The organism is Curtobacterium sp. MCJR17_055, from assembly GCF_003224335.1.
In the GTDB taxonomy this organism is placed as follows: Bacteria; Actinomycetota; Actinomycetes; order Actinomycetales; family Microbacteriaceae; genus Curtobacterium.
In genome coordinates this window covers 564,010-589,640 of record NZ_QKLF01000002.1, presented here as the reverse complement: position 1 = coordinate 589,640, position 25,631 = coordinate 564,010, and the positions used below count along the sequence as shown (strand labels likewise).

27 protein-coding genes and 1 tRNA gene are annotated in these 25,631 nt (G+C 70.7%); 7 read left to right on the top strand and 21 right to left on the bottom strand.

What is annotated here, in order from left to right; translation table 11 throughout:
- Window positions 1-125 precede the first annotated feature (125 nt).
- A tRNA-Ser gene (locus DEJ16_RS06865) sits at window positions 126-215 on the bottom strand.
- Window positions 216-356: 141 nt separating this feature from the next.
- Between DEJ16_RS06865 and DEJ16_RS06860 the strand changes: the two genes are divergently transcribed.
- Window positions 357-1,385, top strand: coding sequence for an SGNH/GDSL hydrolase family protein (locus DEJ16_RS06860; protein WP_181419500.1), 1,029 nt, complete (start codon window positions 357-359; stop codon window positions 1,383-1,385).
- Window positions 1,386-1,394: 9 nt separating this feature from the next.
- Window positions 1,395-2,756, top strand: coding sequence for a DNA repair protein RadA (gene radA, locus DEJ16_RS06855; protein WP_110825654.1), 1,362 nt, complete (start codon window positions 1,395-1,397; stop codon window positions 2,754-2,756).
- Window positions 2,757-2,778: 22 nt separating this feature from the next.
- Here radA and DEJ16_RS06850 read toward each other — a convergent pair whose 3' ends face one another.
- Genes DEJ16_RS06850 through DEJ16_RS06840 form a run of 3 tightly spaced genes read right to left on the bottom strand, consistent with a single transcriptional unit; the run spans window position 2,779 to window position 4,655 of the window.
- The gene (locus DEJ16_RS06850; protein WP_110825655.1) at window positions 2,779-3,894 is read right to left on the bottom strand and encodes a VanZ family protein; all 1,116 of its coding nucleotides are present in this window, start codon (window positions 3,892-3,894) and stop codon (window positions 2,779-2,781) included.
- A gap of 46 nt (window positions 3,895-3,940) precedes the next feature.
- The gene (locus DEJ16_RS06845) at window positions 3,941-4,324 is read right to left on the bottom strand and encodes an SseB family protein (RefSeq protein WP_110858042.1); all 384 of its coding nucleotides are present in this window, start codon (window positions 4,322-4,324) and stop codon (window positions 3,941-3,943) included.
- 43 nt (window positions 4,325-4,367) lie between these two features.
- Window positions 4,368-4,655, bottom strand: coding sequence for a hypothetical protein (locus DEJ16_RS06840; protein ID WP_110825657.1), 288 nt, complete (start codon window positions 4,653-4,655; stop codon window positions 4,368-4,370).
- 194 nt (window positions 4,656-4,849) lie between these two features.
- On the opposite strand from DEJ16_RS06840, the gene DEJ16_RS06835 reads away from it, so the two are divergent.
- Together DEJ16_RS06835 and DEJ16_RS06830 are read left to right on the top strand one after the other, a co-directional pair.
- Window positions 4,850-5,956, top strand: a complete 1,107-nt coding sequence (locus tag DEJ16_RS06835) for an acyl-CoA desaturase (RefSeq protein WP_110825658.1) — start codon at window positions 4,850-4,852, stop codon at window positions 5,954-5,956.
- 122 nt (window positions 5,957-6,078) lie between these two features.
- Window positions 6,079-6,285 carry a cold-shock protein gene (locus DEJ16_RS06830; RefSeq protein WP_065963953.1) on the top strand — a complete coding sequence of 69 codons (207 nt, stop codon included), beginning with the start codon at window positions 6,079-6,081 and terminating at the stop codon, window positions 6,283-6,285.
- A 129-nt stretch (window positions 6,286-6,414) separates the two neighbouring features.
- Here the strand turns inward: DEJ16_RS06830 and DEJ16_RS06825 are convergent, their stop codons facing one another.
- Window positions 6,415-7,101: a hypothetical protein gene (locus tag DEJ16_RS06825; RefSeq protein WP_110825659.1), complete on the bottom strand. Its 687-nt coding sequence runs from the start codon at window positions 7,099-7,101 to the stop codon at window positions 6,415-6,417.
- A gap of 64 nt (window positions 7,102-7,165) precedes the next feature.
- The gene (locus DEJ16_RS06820) at window positions 7,166-7,708 is read right to left on the bottom strand and encodes an amino-acid N-acetyltransferase (protein ID WP_181419499.1); all 543 of its coding nucleotides are present in this window, start codon (window positions 7,706-7,708) and stop codon (window positions 7,166-7,168) included.
- Between the two features lie 125 nt (window positions 7,709-7,833).
- On the opposite strand from DEJ16_RS06820, the gene DEJ16_RS06815 reads away from it, so the two are divergent.
- Window positions 7,834-8,286 carry an SRPBCC family protein gene (locus DEJ16_RS06815; RefSeq protein ID WP_110825660.1) on the top strand — a complete coding sequence of 151 codons (453 nt, stop codon included), beginning with the start codon at window positions 7,834-7,836 and terminating at the stop codon, window positions 8,284-8,286.
- 140 nt (window positions 8,287-8,426) lie between these two features.
- On the opposite strand, the gene DEJ16_RS06810 is transcribed toward DEJ16_RS06815, so the two are convergent.
- Window positions 8,427-10,949, bottom strand: coding sequence for an ATP-dependent Clp protease ATP-binding subunit (locus tag DEJ16_RS06810; protein WP_110825661.1), 2,523 nt, complete (start codon window positions 10,947-10,949; stop codon window positions 8,427-8,429).
- Window positions 10,950-11,186: 237 nt separating this feature from the next.
- Between DEJ16_RS06810 and DEJ16_RS06805 the strand changes: the two genes are divergently transcribed.
- Window positions 11,187-12,119, top strand: coding sequence for an NAD(+)/NADH kinase (locus tag DEJ16_RS06805; RefSeq protein WP_110825662.1), 933 nt, complete (start codon window positions 11,187-11,189; stop codon window positions 12,117-12,119).
- A gap of 178 nt (window positions 12,120-12,297) precedes the next feature.
- On the opposite strand, the gene DEJ16_RS06800 is transcribed toward DEJ16_RS06805, so the two are convergent.
- The 14 genes from DEJ16_RS06800 to tilS form a co-directional block, all read right to left on the bottom strand.
- Window positions 12,298-13,350, bottom strand: a complete 1,053-nt coding sequence (locus DEJ16_RS06800) for a sigma-70 family RNA polymerase sigma factor (protein WP_110825663.1) — start codon at window positions 13,348-13,350, stop codon at window positions 12,298-12,300.
- A 342-nt stretch (window positions 13,351-13,692) separates the two neighbouring features.
- On the bottom strand, window positions 13,693-13,824 hold the full coding sequence (locus tag DEJ16_RS15940; RefSeq protein WP_258365850.1) for a hypothetical protein: 132 nt from the start codon (window positions 13,822-13,824) through the stop codon (window positions 13,693-13,695).
- Between the two features lie 109 nt (window positions 13,825-13,933).
- Window positions 13,934-14,137, bottom strand: a complete 204-nt coding sequence (locus tag DEJ16_RS06795; protein WP_110825664.1) for a hypothetical protein — start codon at window positions 14,135-14,137, stop codon at window positions 13,934-13,936.
- A 77-nt stretch (window positions 14,138-14,214) separates the two neighbouring features.
- Window positions 14,215-15,759: a lysine--tRNA ligase gene (lysS, locus tag DEJ16_RS06790; RefSeq protein WP_181419498.1), complete on the bottom strand. Its 1,545-nt coding sequence runs from the start codon at window positions 15,757-15,759 to the stop codon at window positions 14,215-14,217.
- A 73-nt stretch (window positions 15,760-15,832) separates the two neighbouring features.
- Window positions 15,833-16,525, bottom strand: a complete 693-nt coding sequence (locus DEJ16_RS06785) for a Rossmann-like and DUF2520 domain-containing protein (RefSeq protein ID WP_110825805.1) — start codon at window positions 16,523-16,525, stop codon at window positions 15,833-15,835.
- Window positions 16,522-18,339, bottom strand: coding sequence for a PH domain-containing protein (locus DEJ16_RS06780; protein ID WP_110825665.1), 1,818 nt, complete (start codon window positions 18,337-18,339; stop codon window positions 16,522-16,524). The genes DEJ16_RS06785 and DEJ16_RS06780 overlap by 4 nt, the downstream gene beginning before the upstream one ends.
- Before the next feature lie 6 nt (window positions 18,340-18,345).
- Window positions 18,346-18,867: a PH domain-containing protein gene (locus tag DEJ16_RS06775; protein ID WP_110825666.1), complete on the bottom strand. Its 522-nt coding sequence runs from the start codon at window positions 18,865-18,867 to the stop codon at window positions 18,346-18,348.
- Window positions 18,868-18,917: 50 nt separating this feature from the next.
- Window positions 18,918-19,394, bottom strand: a complete 477-nt coding sequence (locus DEJ16_RS06770) for a DUF3180 domain-containing protein (protein WP_146232834.1) — start codon at window positions 19,392-19,394, stop codon at window positions 18,918-18,920.
- On the bottom strand, window positions 19,391-19,927 hold the full coding sequence (folK, locus tag DEJ16_RS06765; RefSeq protein ID WP_110825668.1) for a 2-amino-4-hydroxy-6-hydroxymethyldihydropteridine diphosphokinase: 537 nt from the start codon (window positions 19,925-19,927) through the stop codon (window positions 19,391-19,393). Before folK ends, DEJ16_RS06770 begins: the two co-directional genes overlap by 4 nt.
- Window positions 19,924-20,316 (bottom strand): dihydroneopterin aldolase, encoded by a 393-nt coding sequence (folB, locus tag DEJ16_RS06760; protein WP_110825669.1) that lies wholly within the window; start codon window positions 20,314-20,316, stop codon window positions 19,924-19,926. The genes folK and folB overlap by 4 nt, the downstream gene beginning before the upstream one ends.
- Entirely contained in the window at window positions 20,313-21,275 is a 963-nt protein-coding gene (gene folP, locus DEJ16_RS06755) for a dihydropteroate synthase (protein WP_181419497.1), read from the bottom strand. Before folP ends, folB begins: the two co-directional genes overlap by 4 nt.
- 6 nt (window positions 21,276-21,281) lie before the next feature.
- The gene (gene ftsH / locus DEJ16_RS06750; RefSeq protein ID WP_110825670.1) at window positions 21,282-23,270 is read right to left on the bottom strand and encodes an ATP-dependent zinc metalloprotease FtsH; all 1,989 of its coding nucleotides are present in this window, start codon (window positions 23,268-23,270) and stop codon (window positions 21,282-21,284) included.
- Between the two features lie 118 nt (window positions 23,271-23,388).
- The gene (hpt, locus tag DEJ16_RS06745; RefSeq protein WP_110825671.1) at window positions 23,389-23,940 is read right to left on the bottom strand and encodes a hypoxanthine phosphoribosyltransferase; all 552 of its coding nucleotides are present in this window, start codon (window positions 23,938-23,940) and stop codon (window positions 23,389-23,391) included.
- A 9-nt stretch (window positions 23,941-23,949) separates the two neighbouring features.
- Window positions 23,950-24,987, bottom strand: a complete 1,038-nt coding sequence (tilS, locus tag DEJ16_RS06740; protein WP_110825672.1) for a tRNA lysidine(34) synthetase TilS — start codon at window positions 24,985-24,987, stop codon at window positions 23,950-23,952.
- Window positions 24,988-25,053: 66 nt separating this feature from the next.
- On the opposite strand from tilS, the gene DEJ16_RS06735 reads away from it, so the two are divergent.
- The gene (locus DEJ16_RS06735) at window positions 25,054-25,545 is read left to right on the top strand and encodes an inorganic diphosphatase (protein ID WP_110825673.1); all 492 of its coding nucleotides are present in this window, start codon (window positions 25,054-25,056) and stop codon (window positions 25,543-25,545) included.
- Window positions 25,546-25,631 lie beyond the last annotated feature (86 nt).

The window sequence follows — 25,631 nt, the reverse complement described above, 5'->3', positions numbered from 1 at the left end:
ACTGACGGCCGCGATCGTCCGCCAGAACACCCCTGAGAACGAGAAGAACCCCCGGCCGGAGCCGGGGGTTCTTCTTTTGGGCTGAGTTTCGCAAACCGTTGAGGTCAGAAACACAAACGGCCCTGTGGCGGTACCGGTGGGATTTGAACCCACGGTGGAGTCGCCCCCACACATGTTTTCGAGACATGCTCCTTAGGCCGCTCGGACACGGTACCGGGAAAGAGTTTACACGATCCGGGAGGCCCGTGACGACACCCCGTGCACCTCCCCTCCACATGCGGCTGAGTCCGCCTTCTCCTCCCCAAGCCGCCACGACCGTGGCCGTAGACCGAGGCACCGCGCGTACCGTCTCCGCCATGAGAACGCGCACCCTCGTCGCCCTGCTGTCCTCCGTCGTCGGCGCGGCCGTCGTCAGCGGAGCCGCCGGCATCGGCGCACGGGCAGGCATCCGCGGGCAACGGGCAGCGTCCCAGCGGATCGTCGACATGCTCCCCGTGCACGCGGACTGGTGGCGCGAACGCCTGCACCACGACGGCCAGCTCACCTACGTGGCGATCGGCGACTCCGCGGCGCAGGGGGTCGGCGCGACGGCCCCGGGTCGCGGGTACGTCGGCCTGCTCGCTCGTCGCATCCGACACCGTTCGCGGTTGACGGTGCGGGTCGTGAACCTCAGCGTGTCCGGTGCGACGACGTGGGGGGCGAAGCAGCACCAGCTCCCGAAGCTGCACCAGTACAGCCCGGACGTCTGCACGGTGTCCATCGGAGCCAACGACATCGCGGACTTCCACCCGGACAAGTTCGAGCGGAACATCCGAGCGATCTACGGAGCCGTGCCGTCGCACGCGATCGTCGGGGAACTCCCGTGCATGTTCGTGCCGGACCGGGAGCGCAAGGTCGCGGTCGCGAACGAGATCATCCACCGGGTCGCGGGTGAGCTCGGTCTGACCGTGGCACCGCTGCACGCGATCACGAAGCGTGTCGGCATCCGGCGCACCTTCTTCAACACGTACGGCGACCTGTTCCACCCGAACGACCGCGGGTACGAGATCTGGGCGAGCGCCTTCGAACCGGCGGTCGACGCACGGGTGGACACAGTGGCCGCCATCCGTCGGTACCTCTCCGCGCGGGAAGCCGAGGAGCTCGGGAGCCAGGCCGGCGACGTCGCGCACGCCCGTGCAGAGCAGGACACCGACGACGCCGCGGCGCTCGACACGGCGAACCGACCGAATCCACTCGACCGCCTGCGTCAGCGTGTCACCGGCTCGGTCCCGCTGCCGGGTCCGCACGCCAGCGGCGACCGCGATGACGAGGGATCCGACGACCGAGCCGACGAACCGACCGATGTCTGCCGAGCCGACCGGACCGATGTCGGCGGAGCCGCCTAACCTCGTCCCATGGCCCGTCCCCAGTCCTCGTTCCGCTGCACGGAGTGCGGGTGGACCAGCATCAAGTGGGTCGGTCGCTGTGGCGAGTGCCAGTCGTGGGGGACGGTGGAGGACGCGTCGGCTGCGACCGCCAGCACCCGCGGGACAGCGTCGATCGCCGTCACCGGCAGCCGCATCGCCCGGCCGATCACGGAAGCCCGCGGCGGTACCGTGCAGCGCTGGCAGACCGGCATCGGCGAGTTCGACCGGGTGCTCGGCGGCGGGATCGTCCCCGGAGCCGCGGTCCTGCTGAGCGGCGAGCCCGGGGTCGGCAAGTCCACGCTCCTGCTCGAGGTCGCGTCCCGTGCGGCCTCGATGGGCAAACGCGTCCTCTACGTCAGTGCGGAGGAGTCCGTCGACCAGGTGCGCCTCCGCGCGGAACGCACCGGCGCCATGCACGACGAACTGTTCCTCGCGAGCGAGGTCGACCTCGGCGTCATCCTCGGCCAGATCGAACAGGTGCAGCCGGACCTGCTCATCGCCGACTCGGTGCAGACGATCTCGTCAGCGTCCGTCGACGGCATCGCCGGTGGGACGTCGCAGGTGCGCGAGGTGGCCTCCACGCTCATCCGGGTGGCGAAGCAGGCGGCGCTCCCGGTGCTCATCGTGGGTCACGTCACGAAGGACGGCACGATCGCCGGACCCCGTCTGCTCGAACACCTCGTCGATGTGGTCTGCCAGTTCGAGGGTGACCGCCAGACCGCACTCCGGTTCGTCCGGGCTCTGAAGAACCGCTTCGGACCGACGGACGAGGTCGGCTGCTTCGACATGGCGGGCGACGGCATCCACGAGGTACCCGACCCAAGCGGCCTCTTCATGTCCCGCAACGGCGCCCCGGTGTCCGGCACGTGCATCACGGTGGCGATGGAGGGACGGCGGGCGCTGCCGGTCGAGATCCAGGCCCTCGTGGTCCCCAGTTCGGCACCGCAGCCGCGTCGCGTCGTGAACGGGGTGGACGCATCCCGTGTGGCCATGCTCCTCGCGGTGCTGGAACGACGAGCCGGCATCAAGCTCTCGGACGCCGACGTCTACGTCTCGACCGTCGGCGGTATGAAGCTCACCGAACCCGGCGCCGACCTCGCCATCGTATTGGCGCTCGCGAGTGCGGCCCGTGACCGCCCGTACCCGCACACGCTCGCTGCCGTGGGCGAGATCAGCCTCGCCGGCGAGATCCGGACGGCGACCGGCGCGAAACAGCGCGTGGCAGAGGCTGGACGACTCGGCTTCACGACGGTCCTCGGAGCCGACGCGGAACACCTCCGGGAAGCCCTGCGGGTCGCGTTCTCGATGACGAAGTCCCCGCGGGAACGCGAGCTCGACGCCGCCTTCTGACCGCGCGAGAGAACCGACGCCGTCACGGTCGCTGGTCGCCGGCGACCACTTCGGCGGCGGGCACCTCGGTGTCCACGTCGTCCTCGATCCCGGTGCCCGCGACGGCGGAGGCGAACCCACGCCGGTCCCGCGTCGCCCACACGCCGATGACCGCTGCCACCGCGAGCGCGAACGCGATCAAGCCGGAGAACGGCAGCCCGCTGGCGGTGAGCGCCGACCACCCGCCGGAGCCGAGCGCCCACCGCACCAGCCGAGCCGCGCCTCCCGGGACGGGCACCGGTCGGAGCCGCACGACGTGCTCACCGAAGGTCCGCCCCGACACCAGGACGATGACGAGCTGCAGCGCGGGCGCGGTGACGGCGGCGACGATGCCGAGACCGACGGCGAGCGGCCCGCCGTCCGGCACCCCGAGCAGCGCGAGGCCGACCGAGGTGACCGACGTGAGCAGGCCCGTCGTGAACCAGATGGCCAGGACGTCGGCGAGGATGCCGAAGAACCGCCGGCCGGCCGTGACCGGTCGCGGCACCCGGGCCTCCTCCGTCGTCCGCGCCGATCCGGCGAGCAAGCCGACGACGGGTGCGAAGAGCGTGCCGAGCAGGGCGCCCGCGGTGTTCGCGATGAGGTCGTCGACGTCGAACAAACGGTAGGCGCACGGGTACAGGAACCAGTCGCCGGTGAGCTGCGTGAACTCGATGAGCAGCGACAGCACGAAGCCCGCGGCACCGCCGACGAGGAGGCCCACGACGAGTCGGCGGCGGAGCACCGCGTGCCGGACGAGCGCACCGAGCGGGACGAACAGCAGCACATTGAGGAGCACCTGCGCCACGGCGGGGTTCCCGAGCAGGGACCGCGGGCCGGTGATGCCGCCCTCGCGGGCGATGTCACCGACGAAGGTGAACGGCCGGAGCTGCGGCTGGGGATCGGCACGGCAGACGGCGGCGATGTCGTCTGGCAGCGGGAGGAGCGTGTAGGTCACGAGCGCGAGCGCGTAGACGAGCGTCCCGAACGCGAGCAGGCCGCGTCGGACGCCGAGCTTCCCGTGTCGCCGGTACTCGCGCGCGGCCCACGGGACCAGCCCGGCGACGGCGAGCACGGTGCCGAGGGCGAAGGCGATGACGCCGGGCACGATCGATCCCATGGACCGACGCTATCCGGAGGGACCGGGTCCGGTACGGGACCGGTCGTTACGCGCGCAGTGCCGCGAGCAGGTCGGCGGGTTCGGCCTGCATGGTGTGCGGACCGGCGATGTCGAAGAACACGCCTTCGAGGGAGTCGAGGTGCGCGGCCAGGAACTCCTCGAGCCGCTCGGCGTCGTAGACCATGACCTGCCGGAGCTTCTCCCCCGGCACCATCGCGGTGTAGGCGTCCGCCGACGAGAACAGCAGCAGGATGCGCTTGTCCGACCCTTCCCGGCCGAACACCCGGACCTGCATGTCCTTCTTCCCGGTGACGAGCCGCGGGACGATCACGATGTCGTTGCGCAGGGCGTACGCGACCGCGGCCACGTCCTGCTTCGCGAGGGCCTCCTCGAGCTGTTCGCTCCGGAAGCGCTGTTCCTTCTGTGCCATCACCCCTAGTCAAGCAGCCCGACGCTGCCCGCGGGGCGTCCGCTCAGGAGGCGCGACCCGCCTGGACGGCGTGGGTGCGGCACCGCAGGTCGGCGGTGAAGGCGTCGGTCTCCGGTGCCAGCTCGTCGTCCGGTGCTGACTGGACCAGCACACCGATCGCCGGCGCGAGGACGAAGCTCGACGTGGCGGCCATGCCGTAGTCGTCGACCGACGGGACGTCCACCCGGTCCGCGAGTCCGGACTGCGCGAGCGCCGTCGCGTAGTCCAGTACGGCGTACGCCGCCTCGTCGCTCGTCATGACCGAGGCGACCCCGTAGATGAGGTACTTCATGGCCCAGCCCTTCGTCGATGGTCGTGACGTTACGCCGCGATGATCGGAGTCCAGCCCGCGATGATCCTGTAGGCGCACTCAGGCCACCCCTCGGGGTGAGAACTCAGCCAACGCCACTAGCTTCGGAGCAATCGCAATCGCGGGAACTCTCGTTGTACGGCCGAAGGGCTGTTCCTGATGGGGAAGCAGCTTCCATGCCGGCACCATCGCCCACCCTCTACCGACCGACCACCGCCCGGACCCCGGGAGCGCCGACACCGACGTCGACGTACAAGGACCTGCTCGAGCGGGTCCGCACCGAAGGCCTGCTGGAACGCCGTGTCGGCTTCTACTGGGCCGTCTTCAGTGTCCTGACCGTCCTCACCGCCGCGACCTTCGTCGTGTCCGTCATGCTCGGGGCCTCCTGGTTCCAGCTCATCCCGGCCGCGGTGCTCGGTGTCCTCTTCACGCAGTTCGCGTTCCTCTCGCACGAGGCCGCGCACCGCCAGATCTTCGCCTCGCGCAAGTGGAACGACCACGCGGGTCGCTGGCTCGGCGTCTTCGTCGTCGGCCTGTCCTACTCGTGGTGGATGAACAAGCACAACCGCCACCACGGCAACCCGAACACCATCGGCAAGGACCCGGACATCGCGCCGGACGGCGTCGTGTTCATCGAGGAGGACGCCGTCGAGCGTCGCGGACTCCTCCGCCGCCTCGCGATGGTCCAGGGCTGGGCGTTCTTCCCGCTCCTGACCCTCGAGGGCGCCAACCTGCACTGGCTCTCGATCCGCGCGGTCGTCACCGGCAAGGCGGCGAAGGGCACCCCGCAGGAGCGCCGGTTCGAGGCCGTCCTGCTCCTCGCGCGCTTCGCCCTGCTGGCCTGGTTCGTGTTCGCCGTGATGCCACTCGGCATCGGGTTCGCCTTCCTCGGCGTCCAGATGGCGGTCTTCGGCGTGATGATGGGCGGGTCGTTCGCACCCAACCACAAGGGCATGCCGGTCATCGCCGAAGGTGCCAAGATCGATTTCTTCTCGCGCCAGGTCCGGACTTCCCGTAACATCACTGGTGGCGTGTGGGTGGACCACCTGCTCGGTGGCCTCAACCACCAGGCGGAGCACCACCTGTTCCCGAGCATGGCGCGGCCCAACCTGCGTCGTGCGAAGGCCCTCGTGCGTGAGCACTGCGAACAGCACGGGGTCCCGTACACGGAGACCACGATCTTCCGCTCCTACGGGATCGTCGTCCGGTACCTCAACCGGGTCGGTCTCGCAGCGCGCGACCCGTTCACCTGCCCGATGGTCAGTGCCTACCGATTGCACTGAACCTCTGATCTCCGTCGCCCCGCTCGATGCCGGGTGCCGCACACAACTCGATGGCAACGTCGTCGAAACCCGCGGTGGTGGAATTCTCTCGCCGCGCACGTAAGAAAGTAAGGAACGCCGAAATGGCAACTGGAACTGTCAAGTGGTTCAACAACGAAAAGGGCTTCGGCTTCATTGCGCCGGACGACGGCAGCGCTGACGTCTTCGCCCACTTCTCCGCGATCGGTGGCAACGGCTACAAGTCGCTCGAGGAGAACCAGAAGGTCGAATTCGAGATCACCGAAGGCCGCAAGGGCCCGCAGGCGGAGAACATCACCGTCATCGGCTGACCTCGGTCATCGTGAGCGCCGGGTCGGAGGAGCAATCCTCCGGCCCGGCGCTTCGTCGTCCCACCGACGCCCGGCGCTTCGTCGTCCCACCGACGCCCGGCACCCACCAGCGTGCGACGACCGGCTGCGTCACTCCAGCACGAACTGCACCGACTCCGCCGACTCGATCTCCCCCACCGTGACCTGCAGGTGGTAGCTGGCCCCGCCCGCCGGCACGGCCGCCCGTGCGGCGTCGCACGTCGTGGCCGACGACCGGGTGCGGTCCCAGGTGATCGCCGGCGTCGTGAGCTCCTGACCGGCCTTGAGCGTGACGTCCTGGTTCGTCCCACCGGTCTGGCAGTCCTTCGACGTCCAGTACTGCTCGGTGCCGGACGTGATGGTGAGCACCTGCTGCGCGGACCCGAGGTCCATGTGGCAGGAGTTCGACCCGGTGTTCTCGATGGTCATGGCGATCTGCGGGTCGTCGGTGGCCGCGTAGACGCGCTCGTCGACGACGGGCGTCAGCGTGATCTGGTCCTCGGCGCACGCCGCTCCGTCCTTCCGCGCCGGAGCGGACGACGCCGGAGCGGACGACGCCGCAGCCGACGACGACGGGGCGGACGGCGCTCCAGCGGCCGGCGTCACGCCCGCGCCAGGGGCGGCGGACGACGCGGACGGGGATGCGGTCGGCCCCGCACCGGGAGCCCCGTTCCCCCGTCCGACGACGATGAGGACGACGACGACCACGACGAGCAGGACCACCCCGAGCACGAGGGCGCGGCGGCGCCAGTAGACCCCGGGGCGCTCGGGACCGACGGGGTGGCGGATCGACGACATGCGCGCAGGGTAGACACCTGCACGGCACGTGTCGGGGACCCCCGCCGAGGCAGGGGCGGAGCCGTCAGAGGATCTTCAGCATGCGGGTGTTGCCGAGGGTGTTCGGCTTGACCCGGGCGAGGTCGAGGAACTCCGCTACCCCTTCGTCCGACGAGCGGACGAGTTCGGCGTACACCTCGGGCGGGACGACGGTCTCGCCGATCTCGAGGTACCCGTGCTTCGCGAAGAAGTCGACCTCGAAGGTCAGACAGAAGATCCGCGCGATGCCGAGCTCCCGGGCGTCGTGTTCGAGCGCTTCGAGCATGCGGTGGCCGACCCGCTTGTGGATCCAGTCCTGGTCGAGCGCGAGTGTGCGGACCTCGGCGATGTCGTCCCAGAACACCGCGAGGGCTCCGCAGCCGATCGGCACGCCGTCCGGTCCCTCGGCGATCCGGAACTGCTGGATCGAGCCGTACAGGACGACGTTCTCCTTGCCGAGCAGGATCCGCCGGTCGACGTACGGCGCGATGAGCCGCTGGATGTGCGGGACGTCGGACGCCAACGCGGGGCGCACCAGGATCCCGTGCTCGTCCCGTTCGGAGAACGCATGCCGTCCGTGCTCAGTCATCCGCCACAGCCTACGGCGCGGGCGACGATCGGGGCGCGTCATCGGGGGACACACACCGGGACGTCCCACAGCCGCACCGGCCTACCGTCCCAGGTACACCAGTACGACGAGCAGGAGGAGCACCAATGCCCCAGATCATCGAGACCGTCGACGTCAACGTCCCCGTGCGTGCGGCTTACGACCAGTGGACCCGCTTCGAGGAGTTCCCCACGTTCCTGGACGAGGTCGAGAAGATCGTCCAGGTCGACGACACCACCACCGACTGGACCGTCAAGGTCGCCGGCCAGGAGCGTTCGTTCCGCGCCCTCATCACCGAGCAGCACCCGGACGAGCGCGTCGCGTGGACCGTCAAGGACGGCGAGACCGAGCACGCCGGTGTCGTCACCTTCCACAAGCTCTCGGACGCCGAGACCCGCGTCACCGTGCAGATCGACTGGGAGCCCTCGGGCATCCTCGAGAAGCTCGGATCCGCGGTCGGCGTCGGCGGCCACGCCGTCAAGAAGGACCTGCAGAACTACAAGGAGCGCGTCGAGGCGGCCCCCACGGCCGACGGCTGGCGCGGTGACGTCCAGGCGTAGGACGCACCCGCAGCGCTGACAGGAGGCGCGGTACCGCTCGGTACCGCGCCTCCTGTCATGTCCGGACTCTGCTCCCACACGGACGGGAGGCCCGGTACCAGCTGGTACCGGGCCTCCCGTCTGTGACGTGCCTGGGCTGACTAGCCCTCGACCTCGCCGGTCGGCGCCTCGGGCGCCTTCTCGAGCGAGGGGGCGCCGGCGAGGACCTCTTCGCGACCCGGCTGACGCCCGGTCTCGAACTGGAACGCACCGTCCGCGAAGTCGACCTTCACGTGGTCACCAGCGGTGAGCTCACCCTGCAGGATGTGCTCGGACAGCTGGTCCTCGACCTCGTGCTGCATCGCGCGGCGCAGCGGTCGTGCACCGAGGGCGGGGTCGAACCCGACCTTGATGAGCTGCTCCTTGGCCGGGAGCGTGAGCTCGACGGTCATGTCGCGGTCGAGCAGACGGTCCGACAGGCGCTTCACGAACAGGTCCACGATCTGCAGCAGCTCGGACTGCGAGAGCTGCGGGAACACGATCGTGTCGTCGACGCGGTTCAGGAACTCGGGCTTGAAGTGCTTCTTGAGCTCCTCGTTCACCTTCGAGCGCATGCGGTCGTAGCCGACGGCCGAGTCACCCTCGACCTGGAAGCCCACCGGACCACCGGCGATGCCCTGCGAACCGAGGTTCGTGGTCATGATGATGACGGTGTTCTTGAAGTCGACCACGCGGCCCTGACCGTCGGTCAGACGACCCTCTTCGAGGACCTGCAGCAGCGAGTTGAAGATGTCCGGGTGGGCCTTCTCGATCTCGTCGAACAGGACCACCGAGAACGGCTTGCGGCGCACCTTCTCGGTGAGCTGGCCGCCCTCCTCGAACCCGACGAACCCGGGAGGGGCACCGAACAGGCGCGAGACGGTGTGCTTCTCGCCGAACTCCGACATGTCGAGGGAGATGAGCGCGCCCTCGTCGTCGAACAGGAACTCCGCGAGCGCCTTGGCGAGCTCGGTCTTCCCGACGCCCGTGGGGCCGGCGAAGATGAACGAGCCCGAGGGGCGGTTCGGGTCCTTCAGGCCGGCACGGGTGCGGCGGATGGTCTTGGAGAGTGCCGAGATGGCCTCCTCCTGACCGATGACGCGCTGGTGCAGTGCCTTCTCCATGAAGACGAGACGCGAGGTCTCCTCTTCCGTGAGCTTGAACACCGGGATGCCCGTGGCCTGCGCCAGGACCTCGGCGATGATGCCCTCGTCGACGGTGCCGGATGCGGCGACGTCACCCGCACGCCACTGCTTCTCGAGGCGGAGACGCTCGCCGAGGAGCTTCTTCTCCTCGTCGCGCAGGCTCGCGGCCTTCTCGAAGTCCTGCTCCTCGATGGCGGCTTCCTTCTGGCCGCGGACCGTCGAGATCTTCTCGTCGAACTCGCGGAGCTCCGGCGGTGCCGACAGGATCGACAGGCGCAGGCGGGCGCCGGCCTCGTCGATCAGGTCGATGGCCTTGTCCGGAAGGAAGCGGTCCTGCACGTAGCGGTCCGCCAGGTTCGCCGCGGAGACGATCGCCCCGTCGGTGATGGACACCTTGTGGAACGCCTCGTACTTGTCGCGGAGGCCCTTGAGGATGTTGATCGTGTGCGGCAGCGACGGCTCGTTGACCTGCACCGACTGGAAGCGACGCTCGAGTGCGGCGTCCTTCTCGAAGTGCTTGCGGTACTCGTCGAGCGTGGTGGCACCGATGGTCTGGAGCTCACCGCGGGCGAGGAGCGGCTTGAGGATCGACGCGGCGTCGATCGCGCCCTCGGCGGCACCGGCACCCACGAGGGTGTGGATCTCGTCGATGAAGACGATGATGTCGCCGCGGGTGCGGATCTCCTTCGTGACCTTCTTCAGGCGCTCCTCGAAGTCACCGCGGTAGCGGGACCCGGCGATGAGCGACCCGAGGTCGAGCGAGTACAGCTGCTTGTCCTTCAGCGTCTCGGGCACGTCGCCCTTGACGATCGCCTGGGCGAGGCCCTCGACGACGGCGGTCTTGCCGACACCCGGCTCGCCGATCAGGACGGGGTTGTTCTTGGAGCGGCGGGAGAGGATCTGCATGACCCGCTCCATCTCCTTCTCGCGCCCGATGACCGGGTCGAGCTTGCCGTCGCGCGCGGCCTGGGTGAGGTTCCGACCGAACTGGTCGAGGACCTGCGAACCCTGCTGCTGGCCGTTCTGCTGCTGCTCGCCGCCGACGGCGACCGCTTCCTTGCCCTGGTAGCCGGACAGGAGCTGGATGACCTGCTGGCGGACCCGGTTCAGGTCGGCGCCGAGCTTGACGAGGACCTGGGCGGCGACACCCTCGCCCTCGCGGATGAGGCCGAGCAGGATGTGCTCGGTCCCGATGTAGTTGTGGCCGAGCTGCAGCGCCTCGCGCAGGGACAGCTCGAGGACCTTCTTGGCGCGCGGCGTGAACGGGATGTGCCCGGTCGGCTGCTGCTGGCCCTGCCCGATGATGTCCTGCACCTGCTCGCGCACGGCGTCGAGCGAGATACCGAGCGACTCCAGCGCCTTGGCGGCGACGCCCTCGCCCTCGTGGATGAGGCCGAGGAGGATGTGCTCCGTACCGATGTAGTTGTGGTTGAGCATCTTCGCTTCTTCTTGAGCGAGGACGACAACACGACGGGCCCGGTCGGTGAATCTCTCGAACATGTGCTCTCCCTTGGCCCCGCTGGGACGGGGGCCGACAGCCGGACTCGTGTGAGTCCGGTCACGTACATCGAGACTAACCAGCGCTCCCCGTCAGGGCTGCCCCTGTTCGCCGTGGGCGTGACCTCGGTGCGTGCGGCGCACCGGCCCTGCCGGGAGGCCCGCCCCGGCTCCCGCGGACGGGTCCCGCAGGCAGGCCCGCCCGACGATTCCGGACCGCCGCCGGGTACGATCCGCACCATGGAGCAGCCCGTCGTCGGCCTCGTCGTCCACCCGTCGAAGAACGTCCAGGAGTCCGTCGACATCCTGGACCGCTGGAACGCGTCCGGCGCGGGCCGGCTCATGGCGCGGAGCATCGACGCCGCTCGGCTCCGGAGCGACATCGACGTCGTGGACGACGACGAGTTCACCGACCGGGTCGACCTCGTCGTCGCGCTCGGTGGGGACGGCACGATGCTGGGCGCGATGCGGCTCGTCGCCCGTCGGCCCGTGCCGGTGCTCGGCGTCAACTACGGCAACGTCGGGTTCCTGGTGGAGATCGAGCCGCCCGAGCTCGAGGCCGCGCTCGAACGGCTCTCGGCCGGGCAGTACCAGCTCGAACCGCACCACGCCCTCGAGGCCCGGCTCTCCTGGGGTGGTGCCCGGACCGACTACCTGGCGTTCAACGACATCACGATCGTCCGCCGCCCCGGTGCCGGTCAGGTGTCCGCGGACCTCAGCGTCGGCGGGCTCATGTACGGGTACTACCGCGCGGACGCCGTCGTCGCGGCGACGCCCGCCGGGTCCACCGCCTACAACTACGCCGCGGGCGGCCCGGTCCTGTCCCCCGCACTGTCGGGCTCCGTCGTCACGCCGGTGGCCCCGATGGCGGGGATCGACCGCTCGGTGGTGCTCGCCGCCCGTGAGCGCTACCGGTTCGACATCGCCGAGGGCACCCGCAGCGCGGCGCTCGAGGTCGACGGGTTGGTCGTCGGCGAGGTCGCGACCGGCGCGCAGCTCGAGGTGCGGCTGCGCAAGGACGCCGGCAGCGTGGTTCGGCTCGACGCGGAACGGCACGGTCGGACCGGACGGCTCAAGCTCGGCCTCCTGGACCTGCCGCTGCGGCCGGACCAGCTCATCGAGCTCATCCCGCACGACCTGCGGCAGAAGCTGCGACGCGAGACCGAGGACTGACGCGGTCCGCGCCTCCCGGCCCGTCCCCGGCGCGTCCCGGTCGCGCGTCCCGGGGACGACGGAAGGCCCGTCCGGTTCGCACCGGACGGGCCTCATCCCATCACCCCACGGATCGTCTTCCCACGGACCGACCCGGATCCCCTGGCCGACCCGTACGGGCCGACCGGAGTCTGCTGACCTACTCGGTCAGGTACAGCTGCATGTCCTGCGAGACCGCCTTGGCGAACAGGCGCAGCTTGGCGCGCGACTCGACACGGCTCACGGCCTGACGGGTCGTGTGCACGATCTTCGAGATCTCGTCGAGCGTCATCGGCTTGTCGTCGTCCAGGCCGTAGCGCATGCGGATGACGTTGGCCTCGTCGCTCGGCAGCTCGGCGACGATGGAGCGGATGTCGCGGTGCAGGAGCGTCGTCTCGGTGAGCTCGTTCGGGCTCGCGGCGTCCTCGTCCTCGATGAAGTCACCGAGTTCGCTGTCGTCGGAGTCACCGACGACGGTGTGGATCGAGACCGGCTCGTGCGAGCGGCCCTTGAGGTCGACGAGTTCCTCGACGCTCATGCTCAGCTCGGCGGCGACCTCGTCGGGCATCGGCGCGCGGCCGAGGTCGACGGTCAGGTCGCGCTCGGTGCGCGAGATCTTGTTGATCAGCTCGACCGTGTGCACCGGGATGCGGATCGTGCGTGCCTTGTCGGCGAGACCACGCGAGATCGCCTGGCGGATCCACCAGGTGGCGTAGGTCGAGAACTTGTAGCCCTGCGTGAAGTCGAACTTCTCGACCGCACGGACCAGCCCGAGGTTGCCCTCCTGGATGACGTCCATGAACGGCAGGCCGCGCTGCGAGTAGCGCTTCGCGATGCTCACGACCAGGCGGAGGTTCGAGGTGATCATCCGCTCCTTGGCGCGCTCACCGTCGCGGACGAGCCAGCGCAGCTCACGCTCGAGGGACTTCTCGAGACCCGGCTCGTTGTGCAGCTTCTCCTCGGCGAACAGGCCGACCTCGATGCGGCGGGCGATGTCCGCCTCTTCCTCGGCGGTGAGGAGGGCGAGCCGGCCGATGTGGCGGAGGTAGTCGCCGACCTGGTCGACCGATGCGCCGCGGACGCCGGCGAGCTGCTCGTCGGCCTCGACCTCGGCGACGGTGTCGAGGGTGGTGACCTCGGCGGAGGTGGTCTTGGTCGCTGCCTTCTTGGTGCGGCGCGAGGTGGTGCTGGGTGCGGCCGTTGCGATCGCCATGGTGACTCTCCCTGCCTGTGACGGATGGTCCTTCGTGGGCTGAGACCGAGTTTGGCGGTCGGGGGCTGTACCCCACAAACCCGCTGGATCGATTCCCAGGGATCTCCGTGGTTCATGACCGGGGGACAACCGGGCGGTGCTCCGTCCCGGCCCCGTGGTCCCGCCCTCGATCCCCGCCACGACGCCGATCGGCGCGGAATCACACGGGTGAAACTCCCGCTGAGCGCCGAGGGGGACACCTGTACCCCGGGGTGCAACGCCATCCGGACAACGGGAACGGGGTACGTCGTGCCGGATCGGGGGATCCGGTCGACGTACCCCGAAGAGGATGTCGCGGCGGTGTCACCAGGACGGTTCGAGCCACCCGTCCCTGGCCTTCGAGACCTCGAGGTCGGCGTCGCGGTCGAACTCGTCGTACTCGCTCTCGATGTCGCCGACGAGGCTGCGGGATGCGGAGGGCTGCAGGATGGACATGCCGACGATGCTCACACCGCACGGCGACGACGGCGTGAACGACGGGTGACCGGCAGGACACCGGCCGGTGCCGTGCGGGGACCGAGCGACTCCGCCGAGTCGGTCGGGACTACTCGGCGCTCGTGGGGGCCGCGGAGGCGGTGCCGCGCTCGCGCTCGAAGCGGGCGCGCTCCTCCGCCTCGATCTTCGCGTAGGCGGTGCGCTCGGTGCGGTCGGCGCGGATGATCGCGCGCATGATGAACCAGAAGATGAGCCCGAGCAGGACGGTCGGGGTCAGGGCGAAGACGATCCCACTCACGAGTCCATTCGGCACGCGTTCATGGTACCCCGCCCGGTCGGGAGGTCCGGCCTGCGTCCGACGCAGACCGGGCCTCCTCCGCGGGGTCGGGCCTACTTCACCAGCGGGAAGAGGATGGTCTCGCGGATGCCGAGGCCGGTGACGGCCATGAGCAGCCGGTCGACACCCATGCCCATGCCGCCCGACGGCGGCATCGCGTGCTCGAGCGCACGGAGGAACTCCTCGTCGACGCGCATCGCCTCCGGGTCACCGCCCGCGGCCAGTCGGGCCTGCTCGACGAAGCGCTCCCGCTGCACGACCGGGTCGACGAGCTCGGAGTAGGCCGTCGCGAGTTCGAACCCGCGGACGTAGAGGTCCCACTTCTCGACGACGCCCGGACGGGTCCGGTGCTGCCGGGTCAGCGGCGAGGTGTCGACCGGGAAGTTCATCACGAACGTCGGCGCGTACAGCGCGTCCGAGTTGAAGTGCTCCCAGAGCTCCTCGACGTACTTGCCGTGGGTGGCGTGCGCGACCTCGACGCCCTCGGCCTCGGCGAGCGCCTGCAGCTCGGACAGCGGGGTCTCCGGGGTGATCTCCCGACCGGCGGCCTCGGACAGCGAGCCGTACATGTCCATGCGCGCCCACTCACCACCGAGGTCGTACTCGGTGCCGTCGGGCAGCGTCACGACGAGCGGTCCGCCCGTGACCGCACGAGCGGCGTTCTGCACGAGCTCCTGGGTCAGGTCGGCCATCTGCTCGTAGTCGCCGTACGCCTGGTACGCCTCGACCATCGCGAACTCCGGCGAGTGCGACGAGTCGGCGCCCTCGTTCCGGAAGTTGCGGTTGATCTCGAACACCCGGTCGATGCCGCCGACGACCGCACGCTTGAGGAACAGCTCGGGCGCGATGCGCAGGTACAGCTCGGTGTCGAAGGCGTTCGAGTGCGTGACGAAGGGTCGGGCCGAGGCGCCGCCGTGCTGGGTCTGCAGCATCGGGGTCTCGACCTCGAGGTACTCGTGCGACGTGAAGGTCTGGCGGAGCGACGACATCACGGCGGCGCGGGCCCGCACGGTCTTCCGCGCGTCCTCGCGCACGATGAGGTCGAGGTACCGCTGCCGGACCCGGGTCTCCTCGTTCAGCTCGTTGTGCAGGTTCGGCAGTGGCAGGATCGCCTTCGCCGCGATCGCCCACTCGTCGACCATGATGCTCAGCTCGCCACGACGCGAGGAGATGACGCGGCCGTGCACGAACACGTGGTCCCCGAGGTCGACGAACTCCTTCCAGCGGGCCAACGACTCGTCGCCGACCTCGGCCAGGGAGACCATCGCCTGGATTCGGGAGCCGTCACCCGCCTGCAGTGTGGCGAAGCAGAGCTTGCCGGTGTTCCGGGAGAACACGACGCGCCCGGCGACGCCGACCACGTCCTGGGTCTCCTCGCCGGTCTCCAGGTGCGCGTACTGCTCGCGGACGGCCGGGATCGTCGTCGTGATCGGCAGCTCGGCCGGGTAGGCGTCGACTCCGGACGCCAGGAGTCGCGCGCGCTTGTCGAGTCGGACCTGACGCTGCTCGCTCGTCTCCTGCTCGGCCAGTGCGGCGGCGTCGGCGACCGCGGTCTCGGCCGCGGTGTCGGTGCGTGCGGGGGCGGTCTCGTCGGTCATGCTGGTGCGGCTCCGGAGGTCGTGGGGGATCGCGTCGATGCTACCCGCCCGGCTGCGCTCCCCCCGCCGTCCCTCAGAGCGTCGACTGCCCGTCGGCCGCGGTCAGCGCGTTGTCGACGGCCGAGCGCACGAGCGCGCCGAGCACCCGCCCGGGGTGTTCCACGCCGATGCCCGCCAGCGCGCCGACGGACTGGTCGATGATCGCCGTCGAGAAGCTCACCGCCGCGCGCACCCCGTCGGCGTACGCGGGTCGGTCCCGCTCGGCGACGACGAACGGCTCGGCACCCATCTCCACGACGAGGGCCTGCGCGATGGGGAGCACCGGCGCCGGCGCGGTCACGGCGCAGTACGCGTCCCGGAGCCGGGCGAGGTCCACGCTGGTCCCGGTGAACGCCATCGCGGGGTGGATCGCGAGCGGGATCGCCCCGGCGCGCATCGCCGGGGCGAGGACGTCGACCCCGTGGTCCGGGCTGGTGTGCACCACGAGCTGACCCGGCTGCCAGATGCCCGCGTCCGCCAGACCCTGCACGAGTGACGGCAGCTGATCGTCCGGCACGGCGAGGAGCACGAGTTCGCTGCGCTCGACGAGCTCCGGCGTGCCGAGCACCGGCGCCCCGGGGAGCATCGCCTCGGCGCGGTCGCGTCCGGCTTCGGAGACGGCGGTGATCCCGACGACGGCGTGCTCGGCGTTCGCCAGGGCGGCTCCGAGCACGGGGCCGACCCGTCCGGCGCCGATGATGCCGACACCGAGACGCCCGGCCCTCATCGCAGGGCTCCCGGCCACGGGACGGTGTGCCAGCCGGGAGGCCCGTCCTGCGTCAGCCACGCGGGTGCCGGTCCGCCGACGGCCTGGCCCCCGCCGTCCGGCTCGGTCACGTGCGGCCCGGGCGCGTGCGATCCGGGCGCGTGCGATCCGGCCACCTCGGGACCGTGCGCCGACGTGTCGGCGGTGGGGTGGGCCTCCTGGCCGTCCCGCCAGCGGTGCGAGGTGTCGGCGGCCGCCGCCTCGACCGCGCGCTCGGTCGTGCCGGACCAGAGCCGCTGCGCGTCACCGGCGTCGAGCGCCCCGACGCGGGCGGACACCGGACCGGAGACCGTGTGCACGTGCACCGACGCGACGCGCAGCGCGCGCTCGAGCGGTCCCTGCGTCACCTTGACGCTCTGCACGCGCGGCAGCGGGACCACGACGAGCGAGCGCCAGACGGCACCGAGCCGGAGCAGCACGGCTCCGGGCACGAAGCGGTAGCCGTTGCGCGACGCGGAGAACGGGCGCAGCCACCGGCCGCGACGGGGCGAGTGGACGAAACCGCCCTGGTCGCCCGTCGTCGTGAGGCTGTCGTCGACGACACCCACGGCCTCGGCCGACCCCTCGCGCAACCGCTCCATCGACGCCGCCGGTCCGACGACCGCCGCGCCGACGAGCTCCGGCAGGATGATCTCGAGCACCTGACGGACGTCGGCCGCGGTGCCGACGGGCAGCACGATCGACGAGGCCTGCTGGTTCGTCGTCGCGCCGTTGCCGGCGTTCGTCGCCCGGTTGATGCGGATGTCCCACCAGCCGAAGGGGCGCCAGAGCAGCGGCTGGGCGACGCTCACGGCGTGGATGCGACCAGGCGGCAGCGTCTCGTTCGAGGTGGAGAACAGCCCGAAGCCGATCCGGATGCCGTCCCGGGTCTCCGCGATCGTGTACCGGAGCGACTTCGAGAACTTGCGGACGTAATAGCCGCCCGCGCCGATGACCGCCGGGAACAGCGACACGAGCAGGAAGTACTGCCCGGTCAGGCTGATGCTCACGATGATCGCCACGACGAGCAGCAGGATGACGACCGTCGTGCCGGAGAGCAGCATCGACGCGATGAGCCGTCCGGGGTGCACCCGCACGACCCGGGTCGCGTGCACGGCCTCGGGGTCGAGCTCGGGCGCCAGGAACTCCCCCACGCGCCCGTACACCCCGCTGCCAGCGGCGGCAGCGGCCCGCGGGTCGCGTGCCGGGTCCTTCGCGCCCGAGGCGAGGACGAGGATGCGCTGCCGGAGGTCGTCCGCGGCCTTCGCCCCCAGGTACGCGAGCTGCACGTTGGCGTCGTTGCCGGCCTGCGCCACCTCGAGCTTGGCGGTGCCGAACAGCCGCGGGATGAGCGGCCGCGAGATGTTGATGCCCTGGATGCGGTCGAGCCGGGCCTTGCGGTGCGTGCGGAACACGACGCCCGAGCGCACCTCGACGATCTCGCCCGTGACGCGGAACTCGTGCATGCGCCAGGACAGGTGGAACAGCCCGATGAGCACGAGCAACAGGACCGCGATCCCGAGCAGCACCCAGCCGACCACGCCGTGTTCGTAGACGTAGCGGACGGGGTCCCCGTCCTCCTGCGGGCCGCCCTCGCCCGGGATGAACACCTCGACGATCTGGTCGCGCAGGTTGTTGAGGACGTAGCCGAGGATGACGACCAGGAAGATGCCGCCCTTGAGCAGCGGGGTGAGCGGGTGCAGGCGGTGCCACTCGCCGTCGGTGAGGGGCGCAGCCGCTGCCGCGTCGCCCTTGCGGGGCGGCGCGGGAATCGGGGCCTCGGGTCGGAACGTCACGACGGCCTACAGCCCCGCGCGACGGGACTCGGCGAGTTCGACGAGGCGGTCGCGCAGCTCGTCGGCCTGACTCGCGGGGATGCCCGGGATCCGGATGTTCGACGAGGCCGCCGCGGTGACGAACTTCAGCTCGCTCATCCCGAGCGCCCGGTCGAGCGGGCCCCGGTTCACGTCGACGAGCTGCAGCCGACCGTAGGGCACGGCCGTGAAGCGCTGCCACATCAGCCCGCGACGCAGCACCAGGTCGTCCTCGCGCAGCGCGTACCCGATGGACCGGATGCGGCGCGGGGTGAGGACGGCGGTGACGAGCGTGACGACGGCGACGACGGCGCCGAGGACGAACCAGACGAGGCCCGCCGTGCCGCCCGTGCCACCGCTCGCGACGCCGAGGAGCACGAGCCCCGCCGTGACGACACCGCCGACCAGGACGGTCCCGACGAGGTCGGTCCAGACCAGCTTCGCGGAGACCCGGGTCCACGTGACGTCGTGCAGACCCAGTCCGGTCTCGTCGAGGCGTTCGAGCGGCATCGGGGTCTCCTGGTCTGCGGGGATCGGTCCTCGTCGACCGGCAGCACCGGTCAGGCCGTGGTGGCGCCCCGCCCGTCGTGGTCGTCCTCGTCCGGGGGCGGCGCGATGCACATCCGCTCGGCGACGAGGGCGCACACGGTGAGCACGATCCCGCCGCCGAACGCCACCGCGTTCGGCAGGGTCGAGCCTAGCGAAGGCAGGACCGACCGGGTCAGGAGGTACACGAGCAGTCCGAGGGCGAACGCGCCGAACAGCGCACCGCAGATGCTCGAGGCCTTCGCGAGGAACACCACGCGGGTCGCGTACATCGGGTCGACCCGTCGCTCGGCGCGGCCCCGGGTCTGCCGACGGATCGGCGCGGCCATGAACAGCAGCGCGATGCCGATGAACGCGAGCGTCAGGCCGAGGGGCACCGACATGAGGAGCGTCGGGGACTGCCGTGCGGTCAGGGCGGTGTCGAGGGCGAACCCGGCGACCGCGGCGACGATCGCGACGCTGACCAGCGTGGAGGCCCGCGTCGGCTTCACGAGGCGGCTCCCGCCGCCGGCGCGATCGCGTCGAACAGCCGCGGCTCGTCGACCCGCTCGGTGTCGTCGCCGAGGGCTGCGAGCAGCGCCACGACGGGTCCGCGCCCGGGCAGGATCGCGTCCGGGTCGGCGTCCGCCCACGGCGCGAGGACGAACGCGCGCTCGTGCGCCCGGGGGTGCGGCACGGTGAGCGTCGCGGTGTCGATGTGCCGGTCGTCGACCGCGATGACGTCGAGGTCGAGCGTCCGGTCGCCCCACCGGACCTCCCGCGTCCGGCCGTGCTCGTCCTCGATGCCGTGCAGGGCGTCGAGGAGCTCGTCCGGCTCGAGGTCGGTGTCGACGACCACGACCGCGTTCCGGTAGCGGGGCTTCGCCGCGTCCGGACCGTCGAGGGTCACGGCGACGGACTCGACCTCGGAGCTCGACGCCACCGGACGGACCCCGGGCAGCGCGGCGATCGCTCGCGCGGCGGCGCGGAGGGTGCTCCCCCGGTCGCCGAGGTTGGCGCCGAGGGCGATGACGACGCGCGTCATTCCTCTTCCTCGGTCCCGTCGGCAGCGCTCGTGCGCTCCCGACGGATCGTGACCGACACGTCCGTGAAGGGCACCGGAATGGGAGCCTGCGGCTTGTGCACGGTGACCTCGGTCGCCAGGGCCGCCCGGTGCGTCAGGACGGCCGCGGCGATGCGCTCGGCCAGGGTCTCGATGAGGTCGACCGGGTCGCGTTCGATCTCGGCGACGACCTGCTCGGCGAGCACCCCGTAGTGCACGGTCTCGGCGAGGTCGTCCGAGTCGGCGGCCGCGGTGGCGTCGACCTCGACCGCGACGTCGACGACGAAGTCCTGCCCGTCGGCGCGTTCGTGCTCGAAGACCCCGTGGTTGCCGCGTGCGCGGACCCCGACGAGGCGGATGGTGTCCCTCATGATCGAGCTGCCCTCCAGGCGTCCCAGACGTCGAGTACGGCGCGGGTCGGCGCCGGGTCGTGCACGCGGACGCCCCATGCGCCGCGTTCGGCCGCGAGCAGGCTGATCGCCGCCGTGGCCAGGTCGCGCTCGGCCGGTGGCGCCCCGGCCGGACTGCCCACGCCGTCGAGGAACCGCTTCCGCGACGCGGCGACGAGCACCGGGAGCCCGATCGAGGCGAAGCGGTCGTAGCCCGCCAGGATCTCCCAGTTGTGCCGCCCCTGCTTGGCGAAGCCGAGACCCGGGTCGATGACGACCTGCTCCTGGCGGACGCCGAGGACGATGAGCTCCGCGACGCGCATCTCCACCTCGCGCCGCACCTCCTCGACCGCGTGCGTGTACTCGGCGTTCCGGTGCATCCGGTCGCTGTGGCCGCGCCAGTGCATGACGACGTAGCCGACGCCGGAGTCCGCGACGACGTGGACCATGTCCGGGTCGGCGAGTCCGCCCGAGACGTCGTTGACGATGACGGCACCGAGGTCGACCGCCCGTTCAGCGGTGCTGGCGTTCATGGTGTCGACGCTCACCGCGACGCCCTCGGCGACGAGCTGCTGCACGACCGGCAGCACACGCTGCTGTTCGACCTCGGCAGGGACCCGCTCGGCCCCGGGCCGGGTGGACTCACCGCCGACGTCGACGAGGTCGGCACCGGTCGCGACGAGGGTCCGGGCGTGCTCCAGCGCCGCGTCGACGGCCAGGTGCAGGCCGCCGTCGCTGAACGAGTCGGGCGTCACGTTGAGGATGCCCATCACACGGGTGGCGTCCCCGGTGGAGCGGTCGCGGCGACGGCCGGTCACGACCTCCGGCACCGGGGAGGGTGCTCGGAGGTCGATCGCGACCGTCGCCGGTCCTGCTGCTGCTTCGCGCGCTCGACTCACCTCGGCGAGCCGACGCGACCGTCTCGTCGGCAGGTCCGTCATGCCGGCCTACGCGGGGGCGATACCGGGGTTGCCGAACGGGCGGTGGCGACGGGGCTTCGAGGCGTCGATGCCGACGGGCTCCTCGGCCGTCGCGGCGGCCTTGCCCGGGACCTCGATCGCGGGCAGGTCGCTCACCGGGCGCTTGTCGCTCGAGAGCCACTGCGGGCGCTCGGGCAGCTTGCGGACGTCCTTGAAGATCTCCACGAGCTCCGGCGCGTCGAGCGTCTCCTTCTCGAGGAGTTCGCCGGCGAGGCGGTCGAGGATGTCCCGGTTGGCGTTGAGCACCTGGTAGGCCTCGTCGTGCGCGGCCTCGAGCAGGGCGCGGGTCTCCGCGTCGACGGTCTCGGCGATGTTCTCCGAGTAGTCGCGACCGGTGCCACCGCTCATGTCGCGGCCGACGAACGGCTCGGTCGACCCGGCGCCGAGCTTGACGGACCCGACGGCACGGCTCATGCCGTACTCGGTGACCATCTTGCGCGCGGTGCCCGTGGCCTTCTCGATGTCGTTCGACGCGCCCGTGGTCGGGTCGTGGAAGACGATCTCCTCGGCGACGCGACCACCCATGGCGTAGGTGAGCTGGTCGAGCAGTTCGTTGCGGGTGACCGAGTACTTGTCCTCGAGCGGCAGGACCATCGTGTAGCCGAGTGCCCGGCCGCGCGGCAGGATCGTGATCTTCGTGACCGGGTCGGTGTGACGCATCGCGGCGGCCGCGAGGGCGTGTCCACCCTCGTGGTACGCCGTGATGAGGCGCTCCTGGTCGGACATGATGCGCGTGCGGCGCTGCGGCCCGGCCATGACGCGGTCGACGGCCTCGTCGAGGGCGCGGTTGTCGATGAGCTGCGCGTTCGACCGTGCGGTGAGCAGCGCGGCCTCGTTCAGGACGTTCGCCAGGTCGGCGCCGGTGAAGCCCGGCGTCTTGCGGGCGAGCAACTCGAGGTCGACGCTCGCGGCGAGCGGCTTGCCCTTCGCGTGCACCTCGAGGATCTGCTTGCGGCCCTGCAGGCCCGGCGCATCCACGCCGATCTGCCGGTCGAAGCGACCGGGGCGGAGGAGCGCGGGGTCGAGCACGTCGGGGCGGTTCGTCGCCGCGATGAGGATGACGTTCGTCTTGCCGTCGAAGCCGTCCATCTCGACGAGGAGCTGGTTCAGCGTCTGCTCGCGCTCGTCGTTGCCGCCGCCGATGCCGGCGCCGCGGTGACGACCGACGGCGTCGATCTCGTCGATGAAGACGATGGCGGGCGAGTTCTGCTTGGCCTGGTCGAACAGGTCACGGACACGGCTCGCACCGACACCGACGAACATCTCGACGAAGTCCGAACCGGAGATCGAGTAGAACGGCACGCCGGCCTCTCCCGCGACGGCGCGGGCGAGGAGGGTCTTGCCGGTACCGGGAGGGCCGTACAGCAGCACGCCCTTCGGGATCTTCGCGCCGACGGCCTGGAACTTCGCTGGCTCCTTGAGGAACTCCTTGATCTCGTGGAGTTCCTCGATGGCCTCGTCGGAGCCCGCGACGTCGGCGAACGACACCTGCGGGTTCTCCTTGTTGTTCATCTTGGCCTTGGACTTGCCGAACTGCATGACCTTCGAGCCACCCCCCTGGGCGCTCGAGAGCAGGAACCAGAACAACGCGCCGATGAGCAGGAACGGCAGCAGCGTCAGCAGGAGCGACACGAGGACGTTCGACTGCTGGACGTGGTCGTTGTAGCCCTTCGGCAGGTCGGCCTGCGAGACCGCCTCGACGACCTCGGGCCCGCGGGGCGTCGAGTAGTAGAACTGCTCGGTGCCGCCCTCGCCGCGGAGGGTCAGGTCGACGCGCTGCTCCGTGGAGTTGATGACGGCCGCCGAGACCTTGCCGTCCGAGAGCTGCTCGAGGCCCTTCTGCGTGGAGATCTCCTGGGTGCCGGACTGGGCGATGAACGTCCATCCGATGAAGATCCCCACGAGCGCGACCAGTATCCAGATGTACGGCCCGCGGAGGATGCGCTTGAAGTCCATGTGATCCGGGCCCGACGGCCCGACACCTTTCTCTGCCTGAAGTGCGTGCGAGTCAGCATACGGCGGTGACTCTGTGGCGAGAATGGGTGTCCTCTGCGGGCGAACTCCCGCTCGCCTGTCAGGAGTAGACGTGCGGCGCGAGGACGCCGATGCCGCGCAGGTTGCGGTAGCGCTCGTCGTAGTCGAGACCGAACCCGACGACGAAGGCGTCCGGGATCTCGAACCCGGCGTACTTGACGTCGACCTCGACCTTGGCGGCCTCGGGCTTGCGGAGCAGCGCGACGATCTCGACGCTCGCGGCCCCGCGGGACTCGAGGTTCTGCTTGAGCCAGGACAGCGTCAGGCCGGAGTCGATGATGTCCTCGACGATGATGACGTCACGGCCGTGCAGGTCGGTGTCGAGGTCCTTGAGGATCCGCACCACGCCGGACGACTTCGTGCCGGAGCCGTAGGAGGACACGGCCATCCAGTCCATCCGCGCCTGCATCTTGAGGTGGCGGGAGAAGTCGGCCATGACCATGACCGCGCCCTTCAGCACGCCGACGAGCAGCGGGTCGCGCCCGGCGTAGTCACGGTCCACCGCTGCGGCGAGCTCGGCGATCTTGTCGTCGATCTGCTCGGGGGTGAAGAGCACTTCGGAGAGGTCTGCCTGCACGTCGGAGAGTTCCACCACACCACCCTAACCGCCCGGGTGGGGCTCCCTGGCGGCGAAGGACACCCGCTCACCGGACCGGATGGCCCGGACGCCGGGGAGGTCGATCGGCCCCTGCCCGCGCCAGTCGGTCACGAGCCGGCACACCTCGAGCGTCTGCGCCCGGGACAGCGTCACCCCGAACTCGCCCTCCACCGCGAGCCGGACCAGCCGCTGCCGGAGCGCCGGGGGGTTCGCGGCCAGCTCGGGGACGGACAGCGAGATCCCCGCCTCGGAGTGCTCGGCGAGGTCCTCGGCCATCTCCTCGGCGAAGTGGTCGAGCGCCGCGGCGTCCTCGCGGAGCTGGTCGGCCGTGCGCGCCAACGCCTCCGGGACGCCGGCCCCGAGCTCGCGTTCGAGCACGGGCATCAGCGCGGTCCGCACCCGCACGCGGGCGTACGTCGGGTCGTTGTTCTGCGGGTCGTCCCACGGCACCAGGCCGGACGCGGCGCAGGCCTGCCGGGTCACGTGCCGCCGGACCCCGAGGAGCGGACGTCCGTACGCGGGCCCCGCGGTGCGGACGGTCAACGGCGCCATCCCGGACAGGCTGTCCGGTCCGCTGCCGCGCAGCAGGCCGAGCAGCACCGTCTCGGCCTGGTCGTCGAGCGTGTGCCCGAGGAGCACGAGGGGTGACCCGGTGGCGACCGCGGCCTCGGTGAGGGCCGCGTGGCGGGCCTCGCGGGCGGCGCCCTCCGGACCGCCGTCGGAGCCGACGGTGACCCGGCGGACCCTCACCGGGTCGAGTCCCAGCTCGGCGGCCTGCCGGGAGGCCCGTCCCGCCACCGCCTCGGACCCCGCCTGGAGCGCGTGGTCGACGACGACGGCACCGGCACGGAGGTCCTGCTTCGGCGCCTCGAACGCGGTGGCGGCCGCGAGCGCGAGCGAGTCCGGGCCACCGCTCAGGGCGACGAGCACGAGGTCACCCGACGCGACGGTGCCGTCGGCCCGGGCGCGTTCGAGAAGGGACCGGACGGACCGCCGGATCTCGGCGACCGCGGGGTCCAGCCGGGGGCGCGGAGTGTTCACCCGGTAACGTTAGCCGGGCCGTCCCGACGGCCGACAGACCACCACCGGAAGAACCAAGGAGTGCACATGGCCGCGTACGACGTCGTCGTCGAGATCCCCAAGGGCAGCCGCAACAAGTACGAGGTCGACCACGAGACCGGTCGCGTGTACCTGGACCGCGTGCTCTTCACCTCGTTCGTCTACCCGACGGACTACGGCTTCTTCGAGAAGACCCTGGCCGACGACGGCGACCCCGTGGACGCGCTGCTGCTCCTCGAGTTCCCGACCTTCCCCGGTGTGGGCGTCAAGGTCCGCCCGGTCGGCGTCTTCAAGATGAGCGACGAGGCCGGCAAGGACGAGAAGGTCCTCGTCGTCCCCGCGAAGGACCCGCGCTGGGCGCACATCCAGGACATCGCGGACGTCCCGGAGCAGACCAAGGCCGAGATCGCGCACTTCTTCGAGCGCTACAAGGACCTCGAGCCGAACAAGTGGGTCAAGGCCGAGGGCTGGGGCGACGCCGCCGAGGCCGAGGCCATCGTGCAGGCCGGCCAGGCCGCGTACGTGCCGACTGGTCACTGACGCCGGGGCCTCGCGCCCCGCAACGCACAACGCGCCCCGTTCCGACGGGGCGCGTTGTTCGTTGTGGGGCGCGTTCCGCGGCAGTG